At 63.0% G+C, this 16,619-nt stretch carries 19 protein-coding genes, 1 tRNA gene and 1 riboswitch; of the genes, 9 read left to right on the plus strand and 11 right to left on the minus strand.

What is annotated here, in order from left to right; all coding sequences use genetic code 11:
* Positions 1 to 26 precede the first annotated feature (26 nt).
* From AB4Z32_RS09540 to glyA, 9 genes are all read right to left on the minus strand, one after another.
* The gene (locus AB4Z32_RS09540) at positions 27 to 656 is read right to left on the minus strand and encodes a riboflavin synthase (RefSeq protein WP_442121605.1); all 630 of its coding nucleotides are present in this window, start codon (positions 654 to 656) and stop codon (positions 27 to 29) included.
* A 2-nt stretch (positions 657 to 658) separates the two neighbouring features.
* Entirely contained in the window at positions 659 to 1,750 is a 1,092-nt protein-coding gene (ribD, locus tag AB4Z32_RS09545) for a bifunctional diaminohydroxyphosphoribosylaminopyrimidine deaminase/5-amino-6-(5-phosphoribosylamino)uracil reductase RibD (RefSeq protein WP_442121740.1), read from the minus strand.
* Positions 1,751 to 1,796: 46 nt separating this feature from the next.
* Positions 1,797 to 2,360: a GspH/FimT family pseudopilin gene (locus tag AB4Z32_RS09550; protein ID WP_442121606.1), complete on the minus strand. Its 564-nt coding sequence runs from the start codon at positions 2,358 to 2,360 to the stop codon at positions 1,797 to 1,799.
* Entirely contained in the window at positions 2,357 to 2,803 is a 447-nt protein-coding gene (locus AB4Z32_RS09555; RefSeq protein WP_442121607.1) for a type IV pilin protein, read from the minus strand. Before AB4Z32_RS09555 ends, AB4Z32_RS09550 begins: the two co-directional genes overlap by 4 nt.
* A gap of 32 nt (positions 2,804 to 2,835) precedes the next feature.
* Positions 2,836 to 3,648, minus strand: coding sequence for a pilus assembly PilX family protein (locus AB4Z32_RS09560; RefSeq protein WP_442121608.1), 813 nt, complete (start codon positions 3,646 to 3,648; stop codon positions 2,836 to 2,838).
* Entirely contained in the window at positions 3,645 to 4,574 is a 930-nt protein-coding gene (locus tag AB4Z32_RS09565) for a PilW family protein (protein ID WP_442121609.1), read from the minus strand. The genes AB4Z32_RS09560 and AB4Z32_RS09565 overlap by 4 nt, the downstream gene beginning before the upstream one ends.
* Positions 4,571 to 5,119 carry a type IV pilus modification protein PilV gene (gene pilV / locus AB4Z32_RS09570; RefSeq protein WP_442121610.1) on the minus strand — a complete coding sequence of 183 codons (549 nt, stop codon included), beginning with the start codon at positions 5,117 to 5,119 and terminating at the stop codon, positions 4,571 to 4,573. The genes AB4Z32_RS09565 and pilV overlap by 4 nt, the downstream gene beginning before the upstream one ends.
* A gap of 91 nt (positions 5,120 to 5,210) precedes the next feature.
* The gene (gene nrdR, locus AB4Z32_RS09575) at positions 5,211 to 5,681 is read right to left on the minus strand and encodes a transcriptional regulator NrdR (RefSeq protein WP_442121611.1); all 471 of its coding nucleotides are present in this window, start codon (positions 5,679 to 5,681) and stop codon (positions 5,211 to 5,213) included.
* A gap of 30 nt (positions 5,682 to 5,711) precedes the next feature.
* Positions 5,712 to 6,959, minus strand: coding sequence for a serine hydroxymethyltransferase (glyA, locus tag AB4Z32_RS09580; protein ID WP_442121612.1), 1,248 nt, complete (start codon positions 6,957 to 6,959; stop codon positions 5,712 to 5,714).
* A gap of 97 nt (positions 6,960 to 7,056) precedes the next feature.
* Positions 7,057 to 7,155, minus strand: a riboswitch (ZMP/ZTP riboswitch).
* 152 nt (positions 7,156 to 7,307) lie between these two features.
* Here glyA and AB4Z32_RS09585 point away from each other — a divergent pair.
* From AB4Z32_RS09585 to AB4Z32_RS09625, 9 genes are all read left to right on the plus strand, one after another.
* Positions 7,308 to 8,060, plus strand: coding sequence for an SDR family oxidoreductase (locus AB4Z32_RS09585; RefSeq protein WP_442121613.1), 753 nt, complete (start codon positions 7,308 to 7,310; stop codon positions 8,058 to 8,060).
* Between the two features lie 227 nt (positions 8,061 to 8,287).
* Entirely contained in the window at positions 8,288 to 8,692 is a 405-nt protein-coding gene (ybgC, locus tag AB4Z32_RS09590) for a tol-pal system-associated acyl-CoA thioesterase (RefSeq protein WP_442121614.1), read from the plus strand.
* 23 nt (positions 8,693 to 8,715) lie between these two features.
* A complete protein-coding gene (tolQ, locus tag AB4Z32_RS09595; protein ID WP_442121615.1) occupies positions 8,716 to 9,399 on the plus strand; it encodes a protein TolQ in 684 nt (227 codons plus the stop codon).
* Between the two features lie 22 nt (positions 9,400 to 9,421).
* Positions 9,422 to 9,850 (plus strand): biopolymer transporter ExbD, encoded by a 429-nt coding sequence (locus tag AB4Z32_RS09600; RefSeq protein WP_442121616.1) that lies wholly within the window; start codon positions 9,422 to 9,424, stop codon positions 9,848 to 9,850.
* A 16-nt stretch (positions 9,851 to 9,866) separates the two neighbouring features.
* Complete coding sequence (gene tolA / locus AB4Z32_RS09605; RefSeq protein WP_442121617.1) at positions 9,867 to 10,862, plus strand: cell envelope integrity protein TolA; 996 nt, start codon at positions 9,867 to 9,869, stop codon at positions 10,860 to 10,862.
* Between the two features lie 32 nt (positions 10,863 to 10,894).
* Positions 10,895 to 12,166, plus strand: coding sequence for a Tol-Pal system beta propeller repeat protein TolB (tolB, locus tag AB4Z32_RS09610; RefSeq protein WP_442121618.1), 1,272 nt, complete (start codon positions 10,895 to 10,897; stop codon positions 12,164 to 12,166).
* Positions 12,167 to 12,191: 25 nt separating this feature from the next.
* Complete coding sequence (gene pal, locus AB4Z32_RS09615; protein WP_442121619.1) at positions 12,192 to 12,719, plus strand: peptidoglycan-associated lipoprotein Pal; 528 nt, start codon at positions 12,192 to 12,194, stop codon at positions 12,717 to 12,719.
* Positions 12,720 to 12,805: 86 nt separating this feature from the next.
* Positions 12,806 to 13,567 carry a tol-pal system protein YbgF gene (ybgF, locus tag AB4Z32_RS09620; protein WP_442121620.1) on the plus strand — a complete coding sequence of 254 codons (762 nt, stop codon included), beginning with the start codon at positions 12,806 to 12,808 and terminating at the stop codon, positions 13,565 to 13,567.
* A 56-nt stretch (positions 13,568 to 13,623) separates the two neighbouring features.
* Positions 13,624 to 13,699, plus strand: a tRNA-Lys gene (locus AB4Z32_RS09625).
* A gap of 104 nt (positions 13,700 to 13,803) precedes the next feature.
* Here the strand turns inward: AB4Z32_RS09625 and AB4Z32_RS09630 are convergent.
* Both AB4Z32_RS09630 and AB4Z32_RS09635 read right to left on the minus strand, forming a co-directional pair.
* Positions 13,804 to 15,876, minus strand: a complete 2,073-nt coding sequence (locus AB4Z32_RS09630; RefSeq protein ID WP_442121621.1) for a T6SS phospholipase effector Tle1-like catalytic domain-containing protein — start codon at positions 15,874 to 15,876, stop codon at positions 13,804 to 13,806.
* Positions 15,873 to 16,619, minus strand: coding sequence for a DUF3304 domain-containing protein (locus tag AB4Z32_RS09635; protein WP_442121622.1), 747 nt, complete (start codon positions 16,617 to 16,619; stop codon positions 15,873 to 15,875). Before AB4Z32_RS09635 ends, AB4Z32_RS09630 begins: the two co-directional genes overlap by 4 nt.

Here is a 16,619-nt window from a genome sequence, read left to right on the forward strand (position 1 = left end):
TCCGCCCGGCAGGCGCCGGGCGCGGATCAGGCCTTGGCGGCCGACAGCATGCGCTCGACGTAGCGCGCGATCAGGTCGATCTCGAGGTTCACCTTGGCGCCGGCATGCAGGTGCTTGAGGGTGGTGACGGCGATCGTGTGCGGGATCAGGTTGATCGAGAAGCGGCAGACTTTTTCGCCATTCGCTTCGAGGTCTTCGACGCTGTTGACGGTCAGCGAAACGCCGTTCACGACGATCGAACCTTTGTACGCCAGGTACTTGCCCAGCTCCACGGGCGCGTCGATGACGAGCTTGAAGGATTCGCCGATCGGCTCGAAGCTGTGCACCGTGCCGAGGCCGTCGACGTGGCCCGAGACGAGGTGGCCGCCGAGGCGCTCGGCCAGGGTCAGCGCCTTTTCCAGGTTCACTTCGCCCGGCTGGTCCAGGCCGGCGGTGCGGTTCAGGCTTTCGCGCGAGACGTCCACGGCGAAGTTATTGCCAGCTTTCTCGACCACGGTCATGCAGGCGCCGTTGATGGCGATCGAGTCGCCCAGCGCGACGTCGTCCAGTCCCAGGCCGGCGGCCTCGATCTGCAGGCGCACGCCGGCGAACGAACCGCCTTCGAGCGGCTTGACCGATTGGATGCTGCCCACCGCAGCGACGATTCCAGTAAACATCCTTATTCCTTCTCTTGATGATTGAAGCGCGCCAGGATGCGCAGGTCGGGGCCGACCTGTTGCACGCCCTGGAAGCGCAATGCGAATTTGTCCTGCAGCTGCGCCAGCGGCGGCAGGGCGAACATGCCCTGCCCCGGCCCGATCAGGCTCGGCGCCAGGTAGACCAGCAGTTCGTCGACGCAGCCTTCGCGCACCAGCGAGGCGTTCAGCTTGCTGCCCGCCTCGACGTGCACCTCGTTGATCTCACGCCGGCCCAGTTCCAGCATCACGGCCGGCAGATCGACCTTGCCGGCACTATTGGGCAGCATGATGACTTCGTGACCGGCGGCACGCAGAAGGGCTGCCTTCCCGGCGCTTTTCCCCGCCCCGGCCTGCGCGGCGACGATCCAGCACGGCTCGCCCTGCAGGATGCGCGCATCCGGATCGATGTCCAGCCGGCTGTCGACGATCACGCGGCGCGGCTGCATCGGCGTATCGATGCCACGCACGGTCAGCTGCGGATCGTCGGCCTTGACGGTGCCGATGCCGGTCAGGATGACCTGGGCGCGGGCGCGCCAGGCGTGGCCGTCGGCGCGTGCCTCCGGGCTGGTGATCCACTGGCTTTCGCCGGACGCCAGCGCCGTCGCCCCATCCAGGCTGGCTGCCGTCTTCAGGCGCACCCAGGGTTTCTTGAACCGCATGCGGTTGAAGAAACCGATGTTCAGTTCGTAGGCCTGGTCGGCCATGATGCCCGAGCTGACCGCGATGCCGGCCGCTTCCAGCTGCGCCAGGCCGCGGCCGGCCACCAGCGGATTCGGATCGACCATAGCCGCCACAACGCGCCCGAGACCGGCCTGGATCAGCGCGCTCGAACACGGCGGCGTGCGGCCGTGGTGGCTGCAGGGTTCCAGCGTGACGTAGGCGGTGGCGCCGGCTACGTCCTTGCCGCGCGCCTGGGCGTCGCGCAGGGCCTGGATTTCGGCGTGCGCCTGCCCGGCCGGCTGGGTGTGGCCGGCGCCGATCACTTCGCCGTCGCGCACGATCACGCAGCCGATGCGCGGGTTCGGCGCGGTGATGTACATGCCCCTGGCCGCCCATTCCAGCGCCAGGGCCATGCCTTCGGTATCGCTCAGTATCAACACGTTGGTTTCATTCGGTTCGTTATGGCGGCGCGGCGGGTCCCTCGCAGGACTTGTCGCGCGCCGGATCGCAGCTGCGGGCCCGGCCCAGCATATTGATTTTAATACGCCGGATGCTGCCGCCGTGGAACAGCGACAGCGTGCCATAGCGCGCCACCGCCGGGTTGCTGTCGCGGCAGCTGCGCCCGGCGCCATTGTAGGCGATATAGAAAGGCGGCGCCGAGGTGGTGAAGGAAAAGCCGACCGCCAGGCCCTGCGCCAGCGGACCGTGCTCGGCCAGGATCGTGTCGCCGGGCCCGGGCTGGCGGTCGCCGTCGCGGTCGACGAAAACGGTCCAGCCGCGGCGCCAGTCGGCGCCGTCCTGCCCCTTCGGCAACACGGTGACGACCTCGCCGCGCGCCAGCGCCTGGGCGCGCGCCATGCCGATGGCGGCGAACAGGTCGCCGGTGGCGGTCTTGAGCTGCTGGGTGCGGATCAGCTCGCGCAGATTCGGCGCGCCCACACCCAGCAGGATGGCGGCGATCGCCAGCACGGCCAGCAGCTCGATCAGCGAAAAGCCGCCGTGCCGCCGGCGCCACGCCTTCATTCCCAGCAACGGCCGCTGCCCTGCGCCGCCTGCACGCCGAGGCTGTCGATGGTCAGGGCGCCGCACTGCGGATCGCGGAAGCGGCTATCGACCTTCTCGGTGCCCGGACGGGCGCGCAGCTGGACGCAGTCGGCGATATCGCGGTCCGGGCAGGCGCGTGCATCCAGCTCGTAGAAGCTTGCCGCTGCGCTCACGCCGGACCACCAGCGGAATCCCTGGGCCTGGGCGTCCTCGCTGCTGGAAGAGAATGCGATATAGCTGTTGTGCTGCATGTGGTAGCGCTCCTGTTGCTGCATCGCTTCGATCAGGGCGATCTGTCCTTCGGTACGCTTGGTCCGCACGATGTGACTTGCATAACTCGGGTAAGCCACCGCCGCCAGGATGGACAGAATGGCCATCACGATCAGCATCTCGATCAGGGTAAAGCCGGGCTGCACCTTCATGGTTCTCGTTTCCTCATGGTTGGCTGGGTTCTTCATTCGATGGCCTCGGCATGCAGCCGCGGCCAGTTGGCGATTTCGCGCCAGGCGATGCGTCCGGCAGGCAGCTGGACGGCGGGCGGCGTGGGTGGGCCAGGATTCGGCCGCCCCGCCCCGTTCGGCGGGCCGGCATCGTCCGGCGGACCGGCCCCGCCCGGCTCGGGCTCGCTGGCATCCGGCTCGCCGGCGTCACGGCCAGGCGATGCGCCACCCGGCGGCGCCGGATTCGGCTTGCGGTACACCGACTGCAGCACGACCCGCGCCGATGCCTGGCTGCCGAAACCGATCGCGGTGATCCGGTAGAAACTGCCGAGGGATGCGCCGGCGCCCGGCGGTGCGATCCGCTCGATCAGGTAGGCCGGCGGCTGGGCCGGCAGCAAGCCCTTGCCGGTCGCCATGTTCGCGCCGGTGTAATGTCCGTAAGGCACCATGGCCGGATTGCCGGGATCCGCCAGGTCCTGGGCCTGCCAGGCCGGCGGCAAGCTTGCCGGGCAGAGTCCACGCGAGCTGCCGGCACGGCCGCATCCCTCGGCGAATCCGCCGGCGCCGGCAGGCGTGAACTGCGCTGCGCGGGCCGGATCGGCGCCGGCAGATGCCGCAGCAATATCGCGCTCGGCATCCAGCAAGGCGGCTTCGGCGGCTTCGTAGGCAAGGCCGCGCTCGCGCTCGGCGCGGGCTGCGGCGATGGACGCGAACGCGGTACGCGACACCGAAATGCCCACCAGCATGGCCGCCAGCATCAGCACCAGTGCGCACACCAGCGCGGCGCCGCGCCGGCGCTCAGGATGCAGTGACAACGGCAAGCTCATGGGGCCTCCGCCGGCAGCGCCACCGTCGTGGAAAACAGCCTGCGCTCGCGCCGCCGCAGCTTGTCCGGCAGCGCATCCTCGCGCAGTACCGTGCCCACATCGCTCTTCGCCGCGCCGGCCGCGTGGAGCGGCCCGAACAGCTGATATTCGCGGCTCTCGTGGTCCTGCCGGGTCGGCCTTGCGCCGTGCAGCAGCAGGCCGACGCGCACGCTGACCACGCGTTTCCAGTGCGTCCGGCGATTGAATTCCTGGGGCGGCAGGCCGGCCGGCAGTGCCGCGTCCAGCGCGCGGATCGCATCCGCATTCACATAGCGGTTGGCGGCGCCGTCGCGCGGGGTATCGGTGTCCAGGCCGTAGAGCACCTGGAAACTGTCGACGCCGCTAACCACAGCGTCCGCGCTCCAGTTGCCGGCGCCGCGGTATTTGCAGCGCAGTTCGGGCTCGCCGTCGCCGTTCTTCGCCACATAGAAGATGCTCCAGCCTTCTTCGCCGGCGGCGACCGTGAAGCCTGCGCAATCGACCACGCTGCCGTCGCCGCTGGCCGTCCCTGCACCGGGAAAGCGCACGGCCAGCACGTCGCTGCCGTTCGCCACCGCCGCCAGGGGCACGGCGATGCCGGCCGTCGTGCCGCCGAGCGAGCGCGCATCGAGCCCCGCCAGGCGGGCCGGCAAACCGTCGACGGGTGCGGACAGGTCGAGCTGCATCGGATCGGCGTACGCGGCCAGGCGCACCGCGCGGCCGACCAGTTCGAGGGCATTGCGGCCGGCGTCGTCGAGGGCCGCGCTTTCCATCTGGGCGGCGTAGGCGCCGTTGGCCAGGCCCAGCAGGCGGGCCGCGGACAGCACGACCGCCAGGCCGATTGCGAGGGCCACCATCATCTCGACCAGGGTCAGGCCGGCCTGCGGCGGACGGAAACGCCGCCTCATGGCGCACCCGTCCCAAGCGTCAGGAACAGGGCCGGCGCGGCCGGCTCGCCGGGTTTGCCGCGCCAGCCCAGCTTGATGGCGACCGGCGCGCCCGGCTCTCCGGTGCAGGTCCAGGCCGGCAAGCCGTCCGCATCCGCCGGCTGGCCGTCGCGGCACACGCGCATGCGCGCGCCGGGAAAGCGGCTGGCCAGCAGGGCCGCGGTTTCGCCGAGGTCGAAGCCGGCCATCTGCATGGGATCGCAATCGGCGTCGCCATGGCAGGAGACCGGGGCCGGCATGGCCGCGCCGGCCTCGGCATCGAACTGGAGATAGGGATTGGCGGCATCGGGCAGCGCCATCGCGACCGGATTCGCGCGCATGCGCTGGGCCAGCGAGGCGGCCAGGCGCAGGCCGTCGGACAGGCGCGCGGCCTCGTCCGCCAGGCGCACGGCGCCGGTCTGCACGGCCGCCGCCCCGGCGACGCCGAGGGCGACGACGAACAGGGCCACCAGCACTTCCACCAGCGTAAAGCCGGCGCTGGTGCCGAGGGCACGACGGCCGCGCATACGATACCTCCAGGTCTCGATCAGGGAGACCAGAAGTTATCAGGCGGGCTCAAGTCAGCCGTGGGGACGGCTCAAACGAACGAACGGAACTTTAACTGGAGGGCGTTTTCGCACCCGGACCGACTTCGGCGATGGCTTCCTGGAACTCGGCCAGGTCTTCGAAGTTCTTGTAGACGGACGCGAAACGGATGTAGGCGATCTTGTCGAGACGCTTGAGTTCCTGCATCACGAGTTCGCCGACGTGGACGCTGTCGACCTCGCGGCGGCCGCTGGTCAGCAGTTTTTCCTCGATCGAGGCGATGGCGGCGTCGATGGCGCCGGCGGCCACGGGACGCTTGCGCAGGGCCAGCATCAGGCTGCCGCGCAGTTTGGAGGATTCGAATTCGGTACGGCTGCCGTTCTTCTTGACGATGATCGGCATCGACAGTTCGACGCGCTCGTAGGTGGTGAAGCGCTTGTCGCACTGGGCGCAGCGGCGCCGGCGGCGGATGGAGTCCCCTTCCTCGGATACGCGGGTATCGAGGACCTGGGTGTCTTCATGCTGACAGAACGGACATTTCATGGTCGCCGGGGCTGCTGCGCTGTTGACGCGTTATGCTGCGTAGACCGGGTACTTGTCGGTCAGTTTCTTGACTTCGGCCTTGACGCGCTCGATGGTCGCGGCGTCGTGCGGGTTGTCCAGCACGTCGGCGATCAGGTTGCCCACCTTGGTAGCGTCCTCTTCCTTGAAGCCGCGGGTGGTGAAGGCCGGGCTGCCGAGGCGGATGCCGGAGGTCACGAAAGGCTTCTGCGGGTCGTTCGGGATGCCGTTCTTGTTGCAGGTCATGTGTGCCTGGCCCAGGATGGCTTCCGCCTCCTTGCCGGTGAGGCCCTTCGAACGCAGGTCGACCAGCATCACGTGCGACTCGGTACGGCCGGACACGATGCGCAGGCCGCGCGAAATCAGGGCGTCGGCCAGGGCCTTGGCGTTCTTGACCACCTGCTGCTGGTATTCCTTGAATTCCGGCGACAGCGCTTCCTTGAAGGCGACGGCCTTGCCGGCGATCACGTGCATCAGCGGACCACCCTGGATGCCCGGGAAGATCGCCGAGTTGATGGCCTTCTCGTGCTCGGCCTTCATCAGGATGATGCCGCCGCGCGGGCCGCGCAGGGATTTGTGGGTGGTCGAGGTGACGAAGTCGGCGTAAGGCACCGGGTTCGGGTATTCGCCCGCGGCGATCAGGCCGGCGTAGTGGGCCATGTCGACCATGAACCAGGCGCCGATTTCCTTGGCGACCTTGGCGAAGCGCTCGAAGTCGATGCGCAGCGAGAAGGCGGAGGCGCCGGCGATGATCAGCTTCGGCTTGTGCTCGCGCGCCAAGGCTTCCATCTGCTCGTAGTCGATGTCTTCCTGTTCGGTCAGGCCGTAGGAAATGACGTTGAACCATTTGCCCGACATATTCAGCGCCATGCCGTGAGTCAGGTGACCGCCTTCCGCCAGCGACATGCCCATGATGGTGTCGCCCGGCTTCAGCATGGCGAAGAACACGCCCTGGTTGGCCTGCGAGCCCGAGTTCGGCTGCACGTTGGCGGCCTCGGCGCCGAACAGTTGCTTGACGCGGTCGATCGCCAGCTGCTCGGCGATGTCGACGTATTCGCAGCCGCCGTAGTAACGCTTGCCCGGATAACCTTCGGCGTATTTATTGGTCAGCTGGGAGCCCTGGGCCTGCATCACTGCCGGCGAGGTGTAGTTCTCGGATGCGATCAGCTCGATGTGGTCTTGCTGGCGGGTGTTTTCCTTCTGGATCGCATCCCACAGTTCCGGGTCGACGTTGGCGAGCGTGTGATCTTTTGCAAACATGAAAAAACTCCAATCGATAAGAGTACCAGGCAACAGGCAGCGCTGAACCAAGGCGGGAGCGAGAAACAAGGCAGCCGCGATACGAAGCGTACCAGTCGAAGGCTGCCCAGGCGAACGGCAAACGACATCTCACGCTCCACGGTGGATCTCCACCTTCGCCGCCCTTGGGCGGTTTTCGCCAGTTACGTGAGACGTAAATGGAACTCCCGATTGTAAGGGAAGTCACGCTCGGCGTGCAAGGAACCCGGTGACTGGCCGGCAAGTATGGCGAGCCGGCGCCCCGTCTCTCCGCGGATGGTCATTTCGGCTACAATCTCGCAGTTCAACTCACACCAACCGGGATCCATCATGATCGTATTCATTACCGGCGCATCGGCCGGCTTCGGTGCCGCGATGGCGCGCACCTTCGTCAAGAACGGCCACCAGGTGGTGCTGGCGGCGCGGCGCAAGGAGCGCCTGGAGGTGCTGGCCCGCGAGCTGGGCGAATCGGCGCTGCCGGTCGCGATGGATGTCACCGACAAGGCCTCGATCGAGGAAGCGCTGTCGATGCTGCCGCAATCCTGGCGCCAGATCGACGTCCTGATCAACAACGCGGGCCTGGCGCTGAACACCAAGCCGGCCCACGAGGTCCCGCTGGAAGACTGGAACACCATGATCGACACCAACGTCCGCGGCCTGGTGACGATGACCCACGCGCTGCTGCCGTCGATGGTGGAGCGCGGCAGCGGCACGATCATCAACCTCGGCTCGGTCGCCGGCCATTATCCTTACCCGGGCGGCAATGTGTACGGCGCCACCAAGGCCTTCGTCGAGCAGTTCACGCTGAACCTGCGCGCCGACCTGGTCGGTACCGGCGTGCGCGCCACCAACCTGGCGCCCGGCCTGTGCGGCGGCACCGAATTCTCGAACGTGCGCCTGAAGGGCGACGACCAGGCCGCCGCCAAGGTCTACGAAGGCACCCAGCCGCTCACCGCCGAAGACATCGCCGAAACCGCCTACTGGATCGCCACCCTGCCCCCGCACATCAACATCAACCTGATCGAGATGATGCCGACCTGCCAGGGCTTCTCGCCTTTCAACATCAAACGCACCCAGGCTTGATTGGACCGCGGTTTGCGCTGGGTCAGCCATGTAACCGGAGCGACACTATTTGTGAGAAAGTGTTACAGTTGTTGGCTGAGTATGCATGGCTCACGTCTACTAATGCCCGATTGATAACGGCCTAGCCATTGGGCCGCAACGGGTTCCAGCGGCCTATGTTCGCCAGCGTACATAGGCCTGCTGAAAATCGCGTAAAATGTTTCCCATTTTCATTTATGGCAGCTGAAATGCCTTCAGTTTTCACCTGGACAGTACGGGTCTATTACGAAGACACCGACGCCGGCGGCATCGTGTACTACGCCAATTACCTGAAGTTCTTCGAACGGGCGCGCACTGAATGGCTGCGTTCGCTCGGCATTCACCAGCAAACCCTGCTCGACGAGGAAAGCGCTGCGTTCGTGGTTCGCAGCGCAAGCGTCGACTACCTGTCGTCTGCCCGTCTGGACGACGAACTGACGCTCCGTCTTACCGTGGAAAAGCTCGGCCGCGCATCGGTCCAGTTCGCGCAGCAGGCCTGGTGCGGCGACACCCTGCTCTCGACCGCCAACGTGAAAGTCGGTTGCGTCGATGCAAAAACAATGCGCCCCCGCCCCCTTCCCGACTCCGCCGCTGCTAAAATGCTGCCCAACTGAAATACATTTGACCAAAACTACTGATGAACGCAGTCCAAGACCTCTCTTTCATTGAACTGATCGCCCACGCGCACTTCCTGGTCAAGTTGATCATGCTCCTGCTGTTCGCGATCTCCGTGATCAGCTGGACCTATATTTTCCGCAAGCTGTTCGCGATCCGCGCCGCGCGCCGCCTGACCGAACAGTTCGAACGCAACTTCTGGGCCGGCGGCAACCTGCATACCCTGCACCAGAGCGCCAGCACCCAGCGCGACCAGAGCGGTCCGCTGGCCCGCATCTTCGAAGCCGGCATGGGCGAGTTCATCAAGGGCAAGCAGGCTGCCCGCGACGCCCTCGACCTCGGCGCCGTGCTGGACGGCGCCCGCCGCGCAATGCGCGCCGCCTTCCACCGCGAACTCGATCACCTGGACACCCACCTGAACTTCCTGGCCTCGGTCGGCTCGGTGTCGCCGTACATCGGCCTGCTGGGAACCGTGTGGGGCATCATGAACGCCTTCCGCGGCCTGGCCAACGTGCAGCAGGCAACCCTGGCCACCGTCGCCCCCGGCATCGCCGAAGCGCTGATCGCCACCGCGATCGGCCTGTTCGCGGCAATCCCGGCCGTGGTCGCCTACAACCGCTTCACCCACGATATCGACCGCCTAGCGATCCGCTTCGAAAGCTTCGTCGAGGAATTCTCGAACATCCTGCAGCGCCAGTCGCGCTGATCGATGGGATTAAGGTAAGAACATGGCATTCAACAGCAACCTGCGCAGCGGACGCCGCAAGCTGAAGTCCGAAATCAACGTCGTGCCGTATATCGACGTGATGCTGGTGCTGCTCATCATTTTCATGGCGGTGCCGCCGACGCAGAACCCCAGCGAAATCAAGCTGCCCAGCGCCGAGCGCTCGACCCAGCCGCCGGACGACTACATCAATATCGCGGTGAAGAGCGATTCGCGGCTGCAGATCGGCATCAACGGCAAACAGGCGCAGGCGCTCGAGGAAGTGTCGAGCCGCGAAGCCCTGGTCGAGCGCCTGCGCGCGATCCACGCCGAGCATCCGGACTATCCCGTCATGATTTCCGGCGACCGCGAAAGCAAGTATGACAATGTGATCCAGCTGATCTCGGAAGCCAAGAAGATGGGCATCAACCGGGTTGGACTGGCCACTCAGTAACGAAAAAGAAAAGTTGATGTCGGCAACGAAGCAGAACAGCAATGCCATCGGCGGATCGCCCTACCAGGTGCCGCCGGAACCGAACCGCTGGCCCTCGATCGGCCTGGCGGTGGGTGTGCACGCCCTGCTGCTCGCCTTCCTGGTGGTCGGCATTAACTGGACCAATAACCAGCCGGTAGCGGTCGAGGCCGAGGTCTGGGATACGAGCGTGCAGCAGGCCGCCCCGCCGGCGCCGCCGCAGCCCGAACCGGAACCCCAGCCGGAGCCGCAGCCGGAAACCCCGCCGCCGACGCCGCGCGTGGCCGAGCCGCCGCCAGTGGCCGAACCGGCGCCGCCAAAGCAGCCGGACATCGCGCTCGATCGCGAGAAGAAACGCAAGGAAGAACTGAAGCGTAAAGAAGAAGAAAAGGCCGAGCGCGAACGCGAACTCGCCCAGCAGAAGCGCGAAGAAGAGAAGAAAGAAAAGGCGCTGGCCGAGAAAAAGGCGCGCGAAGAAGAAAAGAAAAAAGCCGAGGAACTGGCGAGAAAAGAAGAAGAGGCCGAGAAGAAGAAACTGGCCGAGAAGGAAAAGCTGGCCAAGGAAAAGGCCGATAAAGCCGCCAAGGCAAAGGCCGAAAAAGCCGAAGCGGCCAAGCTGGACAAACTGCGTAACGAGGAAATGAAACGCCTGATGTCGGGCGCGGGTAACCCGGGCAGCACCGGCAGTGCCGAGAAATCGACCGCGCCGCGCATCGACAAGGGTTATATCGCCAGCATCGCGGCGAAGATCAAGGGTAATACGAGCTACCCGGGCAGCACGGATGTGCCGGGCAATCCGGAAGTCGTTTTCCAGGTGGAGCAATTGCCGACCGGTGAAATCCTGTCGGTTCGCAAGACCAAGAGCAGCGGCATCCCCGCTTTCGACGAAGCCGTGGAGCGCGGTATTAACAAATCGTCACCGCTACCGAAGAAGAAAGATGGTACGGTAGAGCGTTCTGTTCAGGTCGGTTTCAAACTGAAAGAAATGAACTGACCCGCTCGACTCAAACCTTAGCTGAGACATTTATGAAGAAATTACATTCCCTGCTGTTTTCGGCCACCCTGCTGATGGGCGTGGCCGCGCATGCCCAGGTGCGCGTCGAAATCGCCGGTGTGAGCGGTACCCAGATCCCGGTCGCGGTCGCGGCTTTCGCCGACGAATCGGTCGCGCCGGAACAGGTATCCGCCATCATCCGCGCCGACCTCGAACGCAGCGGCGTGTTCAAGGTGATCGATGCGCGCCAGGCCATCTCCGACACCGCCAGCATCGACCTCGGCGCCTTCAAGGCCAGCGGCGCCGATGCGCTGGTGGTCGGCTCGGTCAGCCGCCTGGCGGACGGTCGCCTGCAGGTCCGCTACAAGCTGCTCGACACCGTCAAGCAAACCCAGTTGTCGCAACTGTCGGATGCGGTCGGTCCGCGCAACACCCGCCTCGAAGCCCACCGCATCGCCGACGACGTCTATGAAAAACTGACCGGCGTGCGCGGCATCTTCTCGACCCGTATCTCCTATGTGAAGGTGAACCACGGCAACGGCAACCACAGCTACGAGCTGGTGGTGGCGGATGCCGACGGCGAAAACGAACAGGTAGCCGCCTTCGGCCGCGAAGCGATCATCTCGCCGGCGTGGTCGCCGGACGGCACCAAGGTCGCTTATGTTTCTTTCGAAAAGCAGAAGCCGATCATCTACGTCCAGAACCTGGTGACCGGCCAGCGCGCCATCATCGCCAACGAAAAGGGCAGCAACTCGGCGCCGTCCTGGTCGCCTGACGGCACCAAACTCGCCCTCGCCCTGTCGAAGACCGGCAATACCCAGGTGTTCATCGTGAACGCCGACGGCAGCGGCATGCATCGCCTGACCACCAGCAATGGCATTGACACCGAGCCGCAGTTCTCGGCCGACGGCCAGAGCGTGTATTTCGTCAGCGACCGCAGCGGCGGTCCGCAGATTTACAAAATGAGCGTGAACGGTGGCCAGGCTAGCCGCGTCACGTTCAATGGAAGCTATAACATCAGCCCACGTGTATCCCCGGACGGCAAGACGCTGGCGTGGATTTCCCAACGCGATGGGGTTTTCTCCTTGTATGCGATGGACCTGGCAAGCGGCCAGGAACAGCGCTTGGCCGATGGGGCCACTGAACCGAGTTTTTCGCCAAACGGCAAGTACATCATGTATGCCAACAAGGGCGGCGGGCGAGCCTCGCTGGCCGTGGTGTCCGTCGACGGACGTGTAAAGCAGCGACTGTCGACTCAGGCGGGAAACATCAAGGAGCCCAGCTGGGGCCCCTTCATGAAGTAAATATTTTTTGACCAGGAGAAAACCCATGCGCAACGTAAAAACTGTAGCCTTCATCGTTTCGGCCGCCGCCCTGCTGTCGGCCTGCTCGTCGACCAAACTGCAAGAAACCCCGGTGGTCGAAAAGACCCCGGTCGCCCAGGCAGCGCCGCCGGCCGACACCAGCCGTGAGGTCCGCCCGGTCGAGACCGGCAACGTGGATCCGCTGAACGACCCGAAAGGCGTTCTGGCCAACCGTAGCGTCTACTTCGACTTCGACAGCTACGCCGTGCGCGACGACGGCAAGCCGGTCGTCGAGAACCACTCGGCTTACCTGACCAAGAACAAGCAGCGTAAAGTGCTGATCCAGGGTAACACCGACGAGCGCGGCGGCACCGAGTACAACCTGGCCCTGGGCCAGAAGCGCGCCGAAGCCGTGCGCAAGGCAATGGGCGCCCTGGGCGTGTCCGAGAACCAGATGGAAGCCGTCTCGCTGGGCAAGGAAAAGCCGAAAGCAACCGGCAGCAACGAAGCGGCTTGGGCTGAAAACCGCCGTGCCGACATCGTCTATCAATAATCCGGACATACTCGGCTGATTGACAGCGGGGCGGGATGCGGTGCAGACTGCATCCCGCCCCGTAATGCTTAGGAAGAGTCAGATAAATGATCAAACCGTCCCAGTCCCGCCTTGCGGCCATCGCCCTCGCCTTTGCCGCCTGGCTGCCCCTGCACGCGAGCGCCGGCCTGCTCGACGACGATGAAGCACGCCGCGCCATCCTCGACCTGCGCGCCAAGGTCGACGCCCTGTCCCGCGACTTCAATGCGCGCATCGACACCAAATCGGACAAGACCTCGACCCTCGAGATGCTGAACCATCAAGAGGAAACGATGCAGGAAATCGCCCGCCTGCGCGGCCAGCTTGAAGTGCTGGCGAACCAGATCGCCACCTCGCAGAAGAACCAGAGGGACCTGTACGCCGACCTCGACGCCCGCATCAAGAAGCTCGAACCGCGCCAGGAAACCATCGACGGCCAGACCGCCGAAGTGCTGCCGACCGAGAAGAAGTCCTACGACACCGCGATGGAGCTGTTCAAGTCCGGCGACTACAAGTCCGCCGCTGGCGCACTGCAGGATTTCGTGCGCCGCTTCCCGGACTCGGCCTACGCCGCCAACGCCCAGTACTGGCTCGGCAACGCCTACTACGCCCAGCGCGACTACAAGAACGCGATCGCAGCCCAGGAAGCGGTCGTCTCGAACTACGGCACCAGCCCGAAGGCGCCTGACGCGATGCTGAACATCGCCAGCAACTACATCGAGCTGAAGGACAAGAAGAACGCCAAGAAGGTGTTGCAGCAGCTGGTCTCGAAGTTTCCGGACACGGCCGCCGCGGCAACCGCCAAGGACCGCCTGGCTGCGCTGAAGTAAGTCGCTCATGAGCGTTTGACAGCCCGGCTGATTGAACCTATAATCTTGCTTCTTTCGGGTCGTTAGCTCAGTTGGTAGAGCAGCGGACTTTTAATCCGTTGGTCGCTGGTTCGAGCCCAGCACGGCCTACCAGAATTCAGTAGCAAGCAATAAAGGCGTTACGAGTGATCGTGGCGCCTTTTTTGTTTTATATCATTGATCCTTCAAATAATAGCCCGATATTAAGGGCCAATTCTTCAAGAAAGCAGTTCCGAATCCCAGCCGCCATAGATTTTACGGAACCGCAAATAACCGGCTTTGCCCGACAATCCCCAACTGGCCCAGGAAGAATCGAACGGCTCCCGACCGTGCGTAGTCATGCGTGGTATCTTGCCCGTCTTCTCGTACTCGGCCACTGCCCGCAGCTCGTCCTCGCTTAGGCCGTCAGTCGCTTTCATCTGGTATGCAGAGTTTCCCCGGCCGTGCATTTTCGGTCGCATCTCGTTGTGCATTCGCACCGCCTTCTGCCTCTGGATCCATGATGCCAGCAAAGCATGCGCGTCTTTCTCATTATCCGGATTTTTCGGAATCAACTTGAACCACGCGCGAGAATCATGGACGTAATTATCGAAGAGATCCAATACGGCAGCGCATGGCAACGGCCCCTTTTCCCACCAAGTCGCTATTTCCTCCCACTCGGCGTAATGCTCGTTATGGAAGCCCGCTGGCTGGCTGGCTGGCCGGAATTGGCCCCCCTTCCCCTTTAGCCAAGCAACAAATTCCGATATTTCATCTTCGAATTCCTTGGTCGCGCTGTACAGGTCATTTTGATCGAAGATCGATGCTCGCAAAAAGCTATCGGTCGCCTGTATCGGATTCTTGCCGTGAATTCGCCTGAACGCACGCCATTCGATGTATTTCCTCGCTTGCTCGCGCATGATGCGATGCAAAGGGCCGCTTTTTGCTCTACATGTCGCGATGTAGGTATTGAATGCTTTGATTGCCTCAGCCTTAAGAGCAAATCGTGCTTGCGCTGGTGGGTTAGCCAGTTCAAGCTTTAATGGCACGCCGCTCAGCCTGGCAGCTTTATACATGATGAGCAAAGGAATCCGCGCAAGCATATCTGCTCCCTCCCCGTCACGGCCGCGGCCCTGTTCACCCGGACAATAACCACAACCGACATCAGAATGCGCACCCGGTACGACGATTTCCTCACAGGTACTGGGCAGCATCCCCTTCACCGAAATCGAGTCCACTGGAAAGCTCCGACGAATTTCATGTGCTGCCACAAGGTGGAGGCATTTGACACCGGCCGGCACCCGAAGACTATCCTCGGCGTCAGCCCATGCGCCGTGACCATCGAGCAGACGTCCCGTAAAGTTGTTACCGAGCGTATTACCCAGGCCAACCGACGCCACAGTGTCGAACAGGCCGAGGAAATCGAACTGCACTTCAAAACCGCCGAGCGACATGGAACCCGTCTTGCCTCGCAATCGTGCGTCCAGTCTGCACAAGGAGTGCAGCCAATTGGTAAAGGCACGGGCCTGAGTTGCACCACGCGAAAATCCGAAGATCGACACATGAATTTTCTTGACGACGGCGGGATCGATCTTTGCCGGCTTGCCTGTTTTCGGGTTCGGCCAATGCCCGGACATCGCCAGATGTAATTTCGAGAGGAGCTTTTCGAACTCGCACCGCGCCATGCCATTGATTTCCTTGTTGGGGACGGGGACCTTTTGCCAATCTCTCTCCTCCATTAAACGACGGGACAGTTTGTTCAGGACGATCTTGGAGAGCAGGCTATCGATCTCGTCAGGCAGGACGAGGGGCGCCTTTAGGAAATAGCGATGGACGTTGTTAATCGCTTGGAGAAGCGTCCAGACAATACGTTCTCCGCCGAGATAGCCAGTCGCCGCGCCGGCCTTCAACTCCCAGCCTTCACCACTGTCGTTCACTTGTGGAAAAGGGGAAGCGACACCTGGCACGTAAATCTTGAAGAAATGGGTGTACCTGGAGGGGTTATGTTGCCAATCCGTTGATGAGGGCAAAACACCTTGAACGCTAAGTCCGGGATAGCAATCGTAGAGGCGGGCGACATTCGAATGGCTTTTGCTGGCTTCGGCCAACCGGTAGTTGTTCTTTGTACCGTCGAAGAAAAAGCCGAAGAACAGGTTGGTATCGCAGGATTCGCCTGGAACGCCGATGGGTGGTTGTTCGCGCTGTTCTTCCCTCTCTCGGATTGTTTTCCCTAGATCCCGTCCCCAGAAAATATCAAAATCATTCGCAGATCCATATTTGTCTTCAATTTGAGACGCCAGTTTAGCAGTCATGGGCGTGCCTCCATGATTTGCTTCAGGCGCAGTCGACTATGTTCGAAACCGTCTTTATACTCCTGCTTTAACTTAGCTCGATACTTAGGGTCGTGCGGCCCCGAGAAATTCTTGATTGTGTCTGGCTCGTATTGTGTGGCGTGCTCCCAAGCGTCTTTAGCGCGAGCGTCAGGAGATTTCTCAAGCTCGTTCAATAATTCTTGAAAAAGACGGACGCCTCCTGCCTCGTGCTTTCTATACACTTCCCATCGCTCACGTTGATACTCCAGTGAAGGAACTGGCCATCCTTTAATCTTCCCCGGCCACTTCACGTGATCTGGCTGAAAATCACTCGAGATAACGCTCACGTTTCCGCTTACCTCGCGTAGCACCCAAAGTTCCCCCGGCCTGTCGTCGATATAGCGAGGCACATCGACGAGATAGACCTGCTTGATTTCCGGGAGACTGCCATCAGGGGGCTTTTTCAACCAATGCGTCGTACGAACCTGTAATTTAATACCTGGATGCCATTTCTTAGGCAAAGTGACGCAGCAGGTTGTGCCACCCGCACCGAAGGGGTCGATCAGTTCACCACCGGCCGCCTGGTTTGGCGCGGCAGGATCGGCCACGTCGTAGCTGAACGTCTCGCCGGAATAGTTGACCCCATGTAGATTCACGTTGACCGTTGGCTTTTCGCACCCCCCTAGAAATAAGGAACCGACAAAGCAGGTCAGCAACGCTAATAGTCTTGGTAAAGAAAACAT

Origin of the sequence: Massilia sp. 2TAF26, from assembly GCF_052115005.1 — a bacterium.
GTDB lineage: Bacteria > Pseudomonadota > Gammaproteobacteria > Burkholderiales > Burkholderiaceae_D > Telluria.

Bases quoted from the DNA above. Each gene is read 5' to 3' on its own strand.
- AB4Z32_RS09555 (WP_442121607.1), bottom strand. From the start codon at position 2,803: ATGAAGGTGCAGCCCGGCTTTACCCTGATCGAGATGCTGATCGTGATG.
- nrdR (WP_442121611.1), bottom strand. From the start codon at position 5,681: ATGAAATGTCCGTTCTGTCAGCATGAAGACACCCAGGTCCTCGATACC.
- pilV (WP_442121610.1), bottom strand. From the start codon at position 5,119: ATGCGCGGCCGTCGTGCCCTCGGCACCAGCGCCGGCTTTACGCTGGTG.
- tolQ (WP_442121615.1), top strand. From the start codon at position 8,716: ATGAACGCAGTCCAAGACCTCTCTTTCATTGAACTGATCGCCCACGCG.
- AB4Z32_RS09600 (WP_442121616.1), top strand. From the start codon at position 9,422: ATGGCATTCAACAGCAACCTGCGCAGCGGACGCCGCAAGCTGAAGTCC.
- ybgC (WP_442121614.1), top strand. From the start codon at position 8,288: ATGCCTTCAGTTTTCACCTGGACAGTACGGGTCTATTACGAAGACACC.
- AB4Z32_RS09585 (WP_442121613.1), top strand. From the start codon at position 7,308: ATGATCGTATTCATTACCGGCGCATCGGCCGGCTTCGGTGCCGCGATG.
- AB4Z32_RS09540 (WP_442121605.1), bottom strand. From the start codon at position 656: ATGTTTACTGGAATCGTCGCTGCGGTGGGCAGCATCCAATCGGTCAAG.
- AB4Z32_RS09630 (WP_442121621.1), bottom strand. From the start codon at position 15,876: ATGACTGCTAAACTGGCGTCTCAAATTGAAGACAAATATGGATCTGCG.
- glyA (WP_442121612.1), bottom strand. From the start codon at position 6,959: ATGTTTGCAAAAGATCACACGCTCGCCAACGTCGACCCGGAACTGTGG.
- ybgF (WP_442121620.1), top strand. From the start codon at position 12,806: ATGATCAAACCGTCCCAGTCCCGCCTTGCGGCCATCGCCCTCGCCTTT.
- tolA (WP_442121617.1), top strand. From the start codon at position 9,867: ATGTCGGCAACGAAGCAGAACAGCAATGCCATCGGCGGATCGCCCTAC.
- ribD (WP_442121740.1), bottom strand. From the start codon at position 1,750: ATGGCCCTGGCGCTGGAATGGGCGGCCAGGGGCATGTACATCACCGCG.
- pal (WP_442121619.1), top strand. From the start codon at position 12,192: ATGCGCAACGTAAAAACTGTAGCCTTCATCGTTTCGGCCGCCGCCCTG.
- AB4Z32_RS09565 (WP_442121609.1), bottom strand. From the start codon at position 4,574: ATGAGGCGGCGTTTCCGTCCGCCGCAGGCCGGCCTGACCCTGGTCGAG.
- tolB (WP_442121618.1), top strand. From the start codon at position 10,895: ATGAAGAAATTACATTCCCTGCTGTTTTCGGCCACCCTGCTGATGGGC.
- AB4Z32_RS09550 (WP_442121606.1), bottom strand. From the start codon at position 2,360: ATGAAGGCGTGGCGCCGGCGGCACGGCGGCTTTTCGCTGATCGAGCTG.
- AB4Z32_RS09560 (WP_442121608.1), bottom strand. From the start codon at position 3,648: ATGAGCTTGCCGTTGTCACTGCATCCTGAGCGCCGGCGCGGCGCCGCG.
- AB4Z32_RS09635 (WP_442121622.1), bottom strand. From the start codon at position 16,619: ATGTTTTCTTTACCAAGACTATTAGCGTTGCTGACCTGCTTTGTCGGT.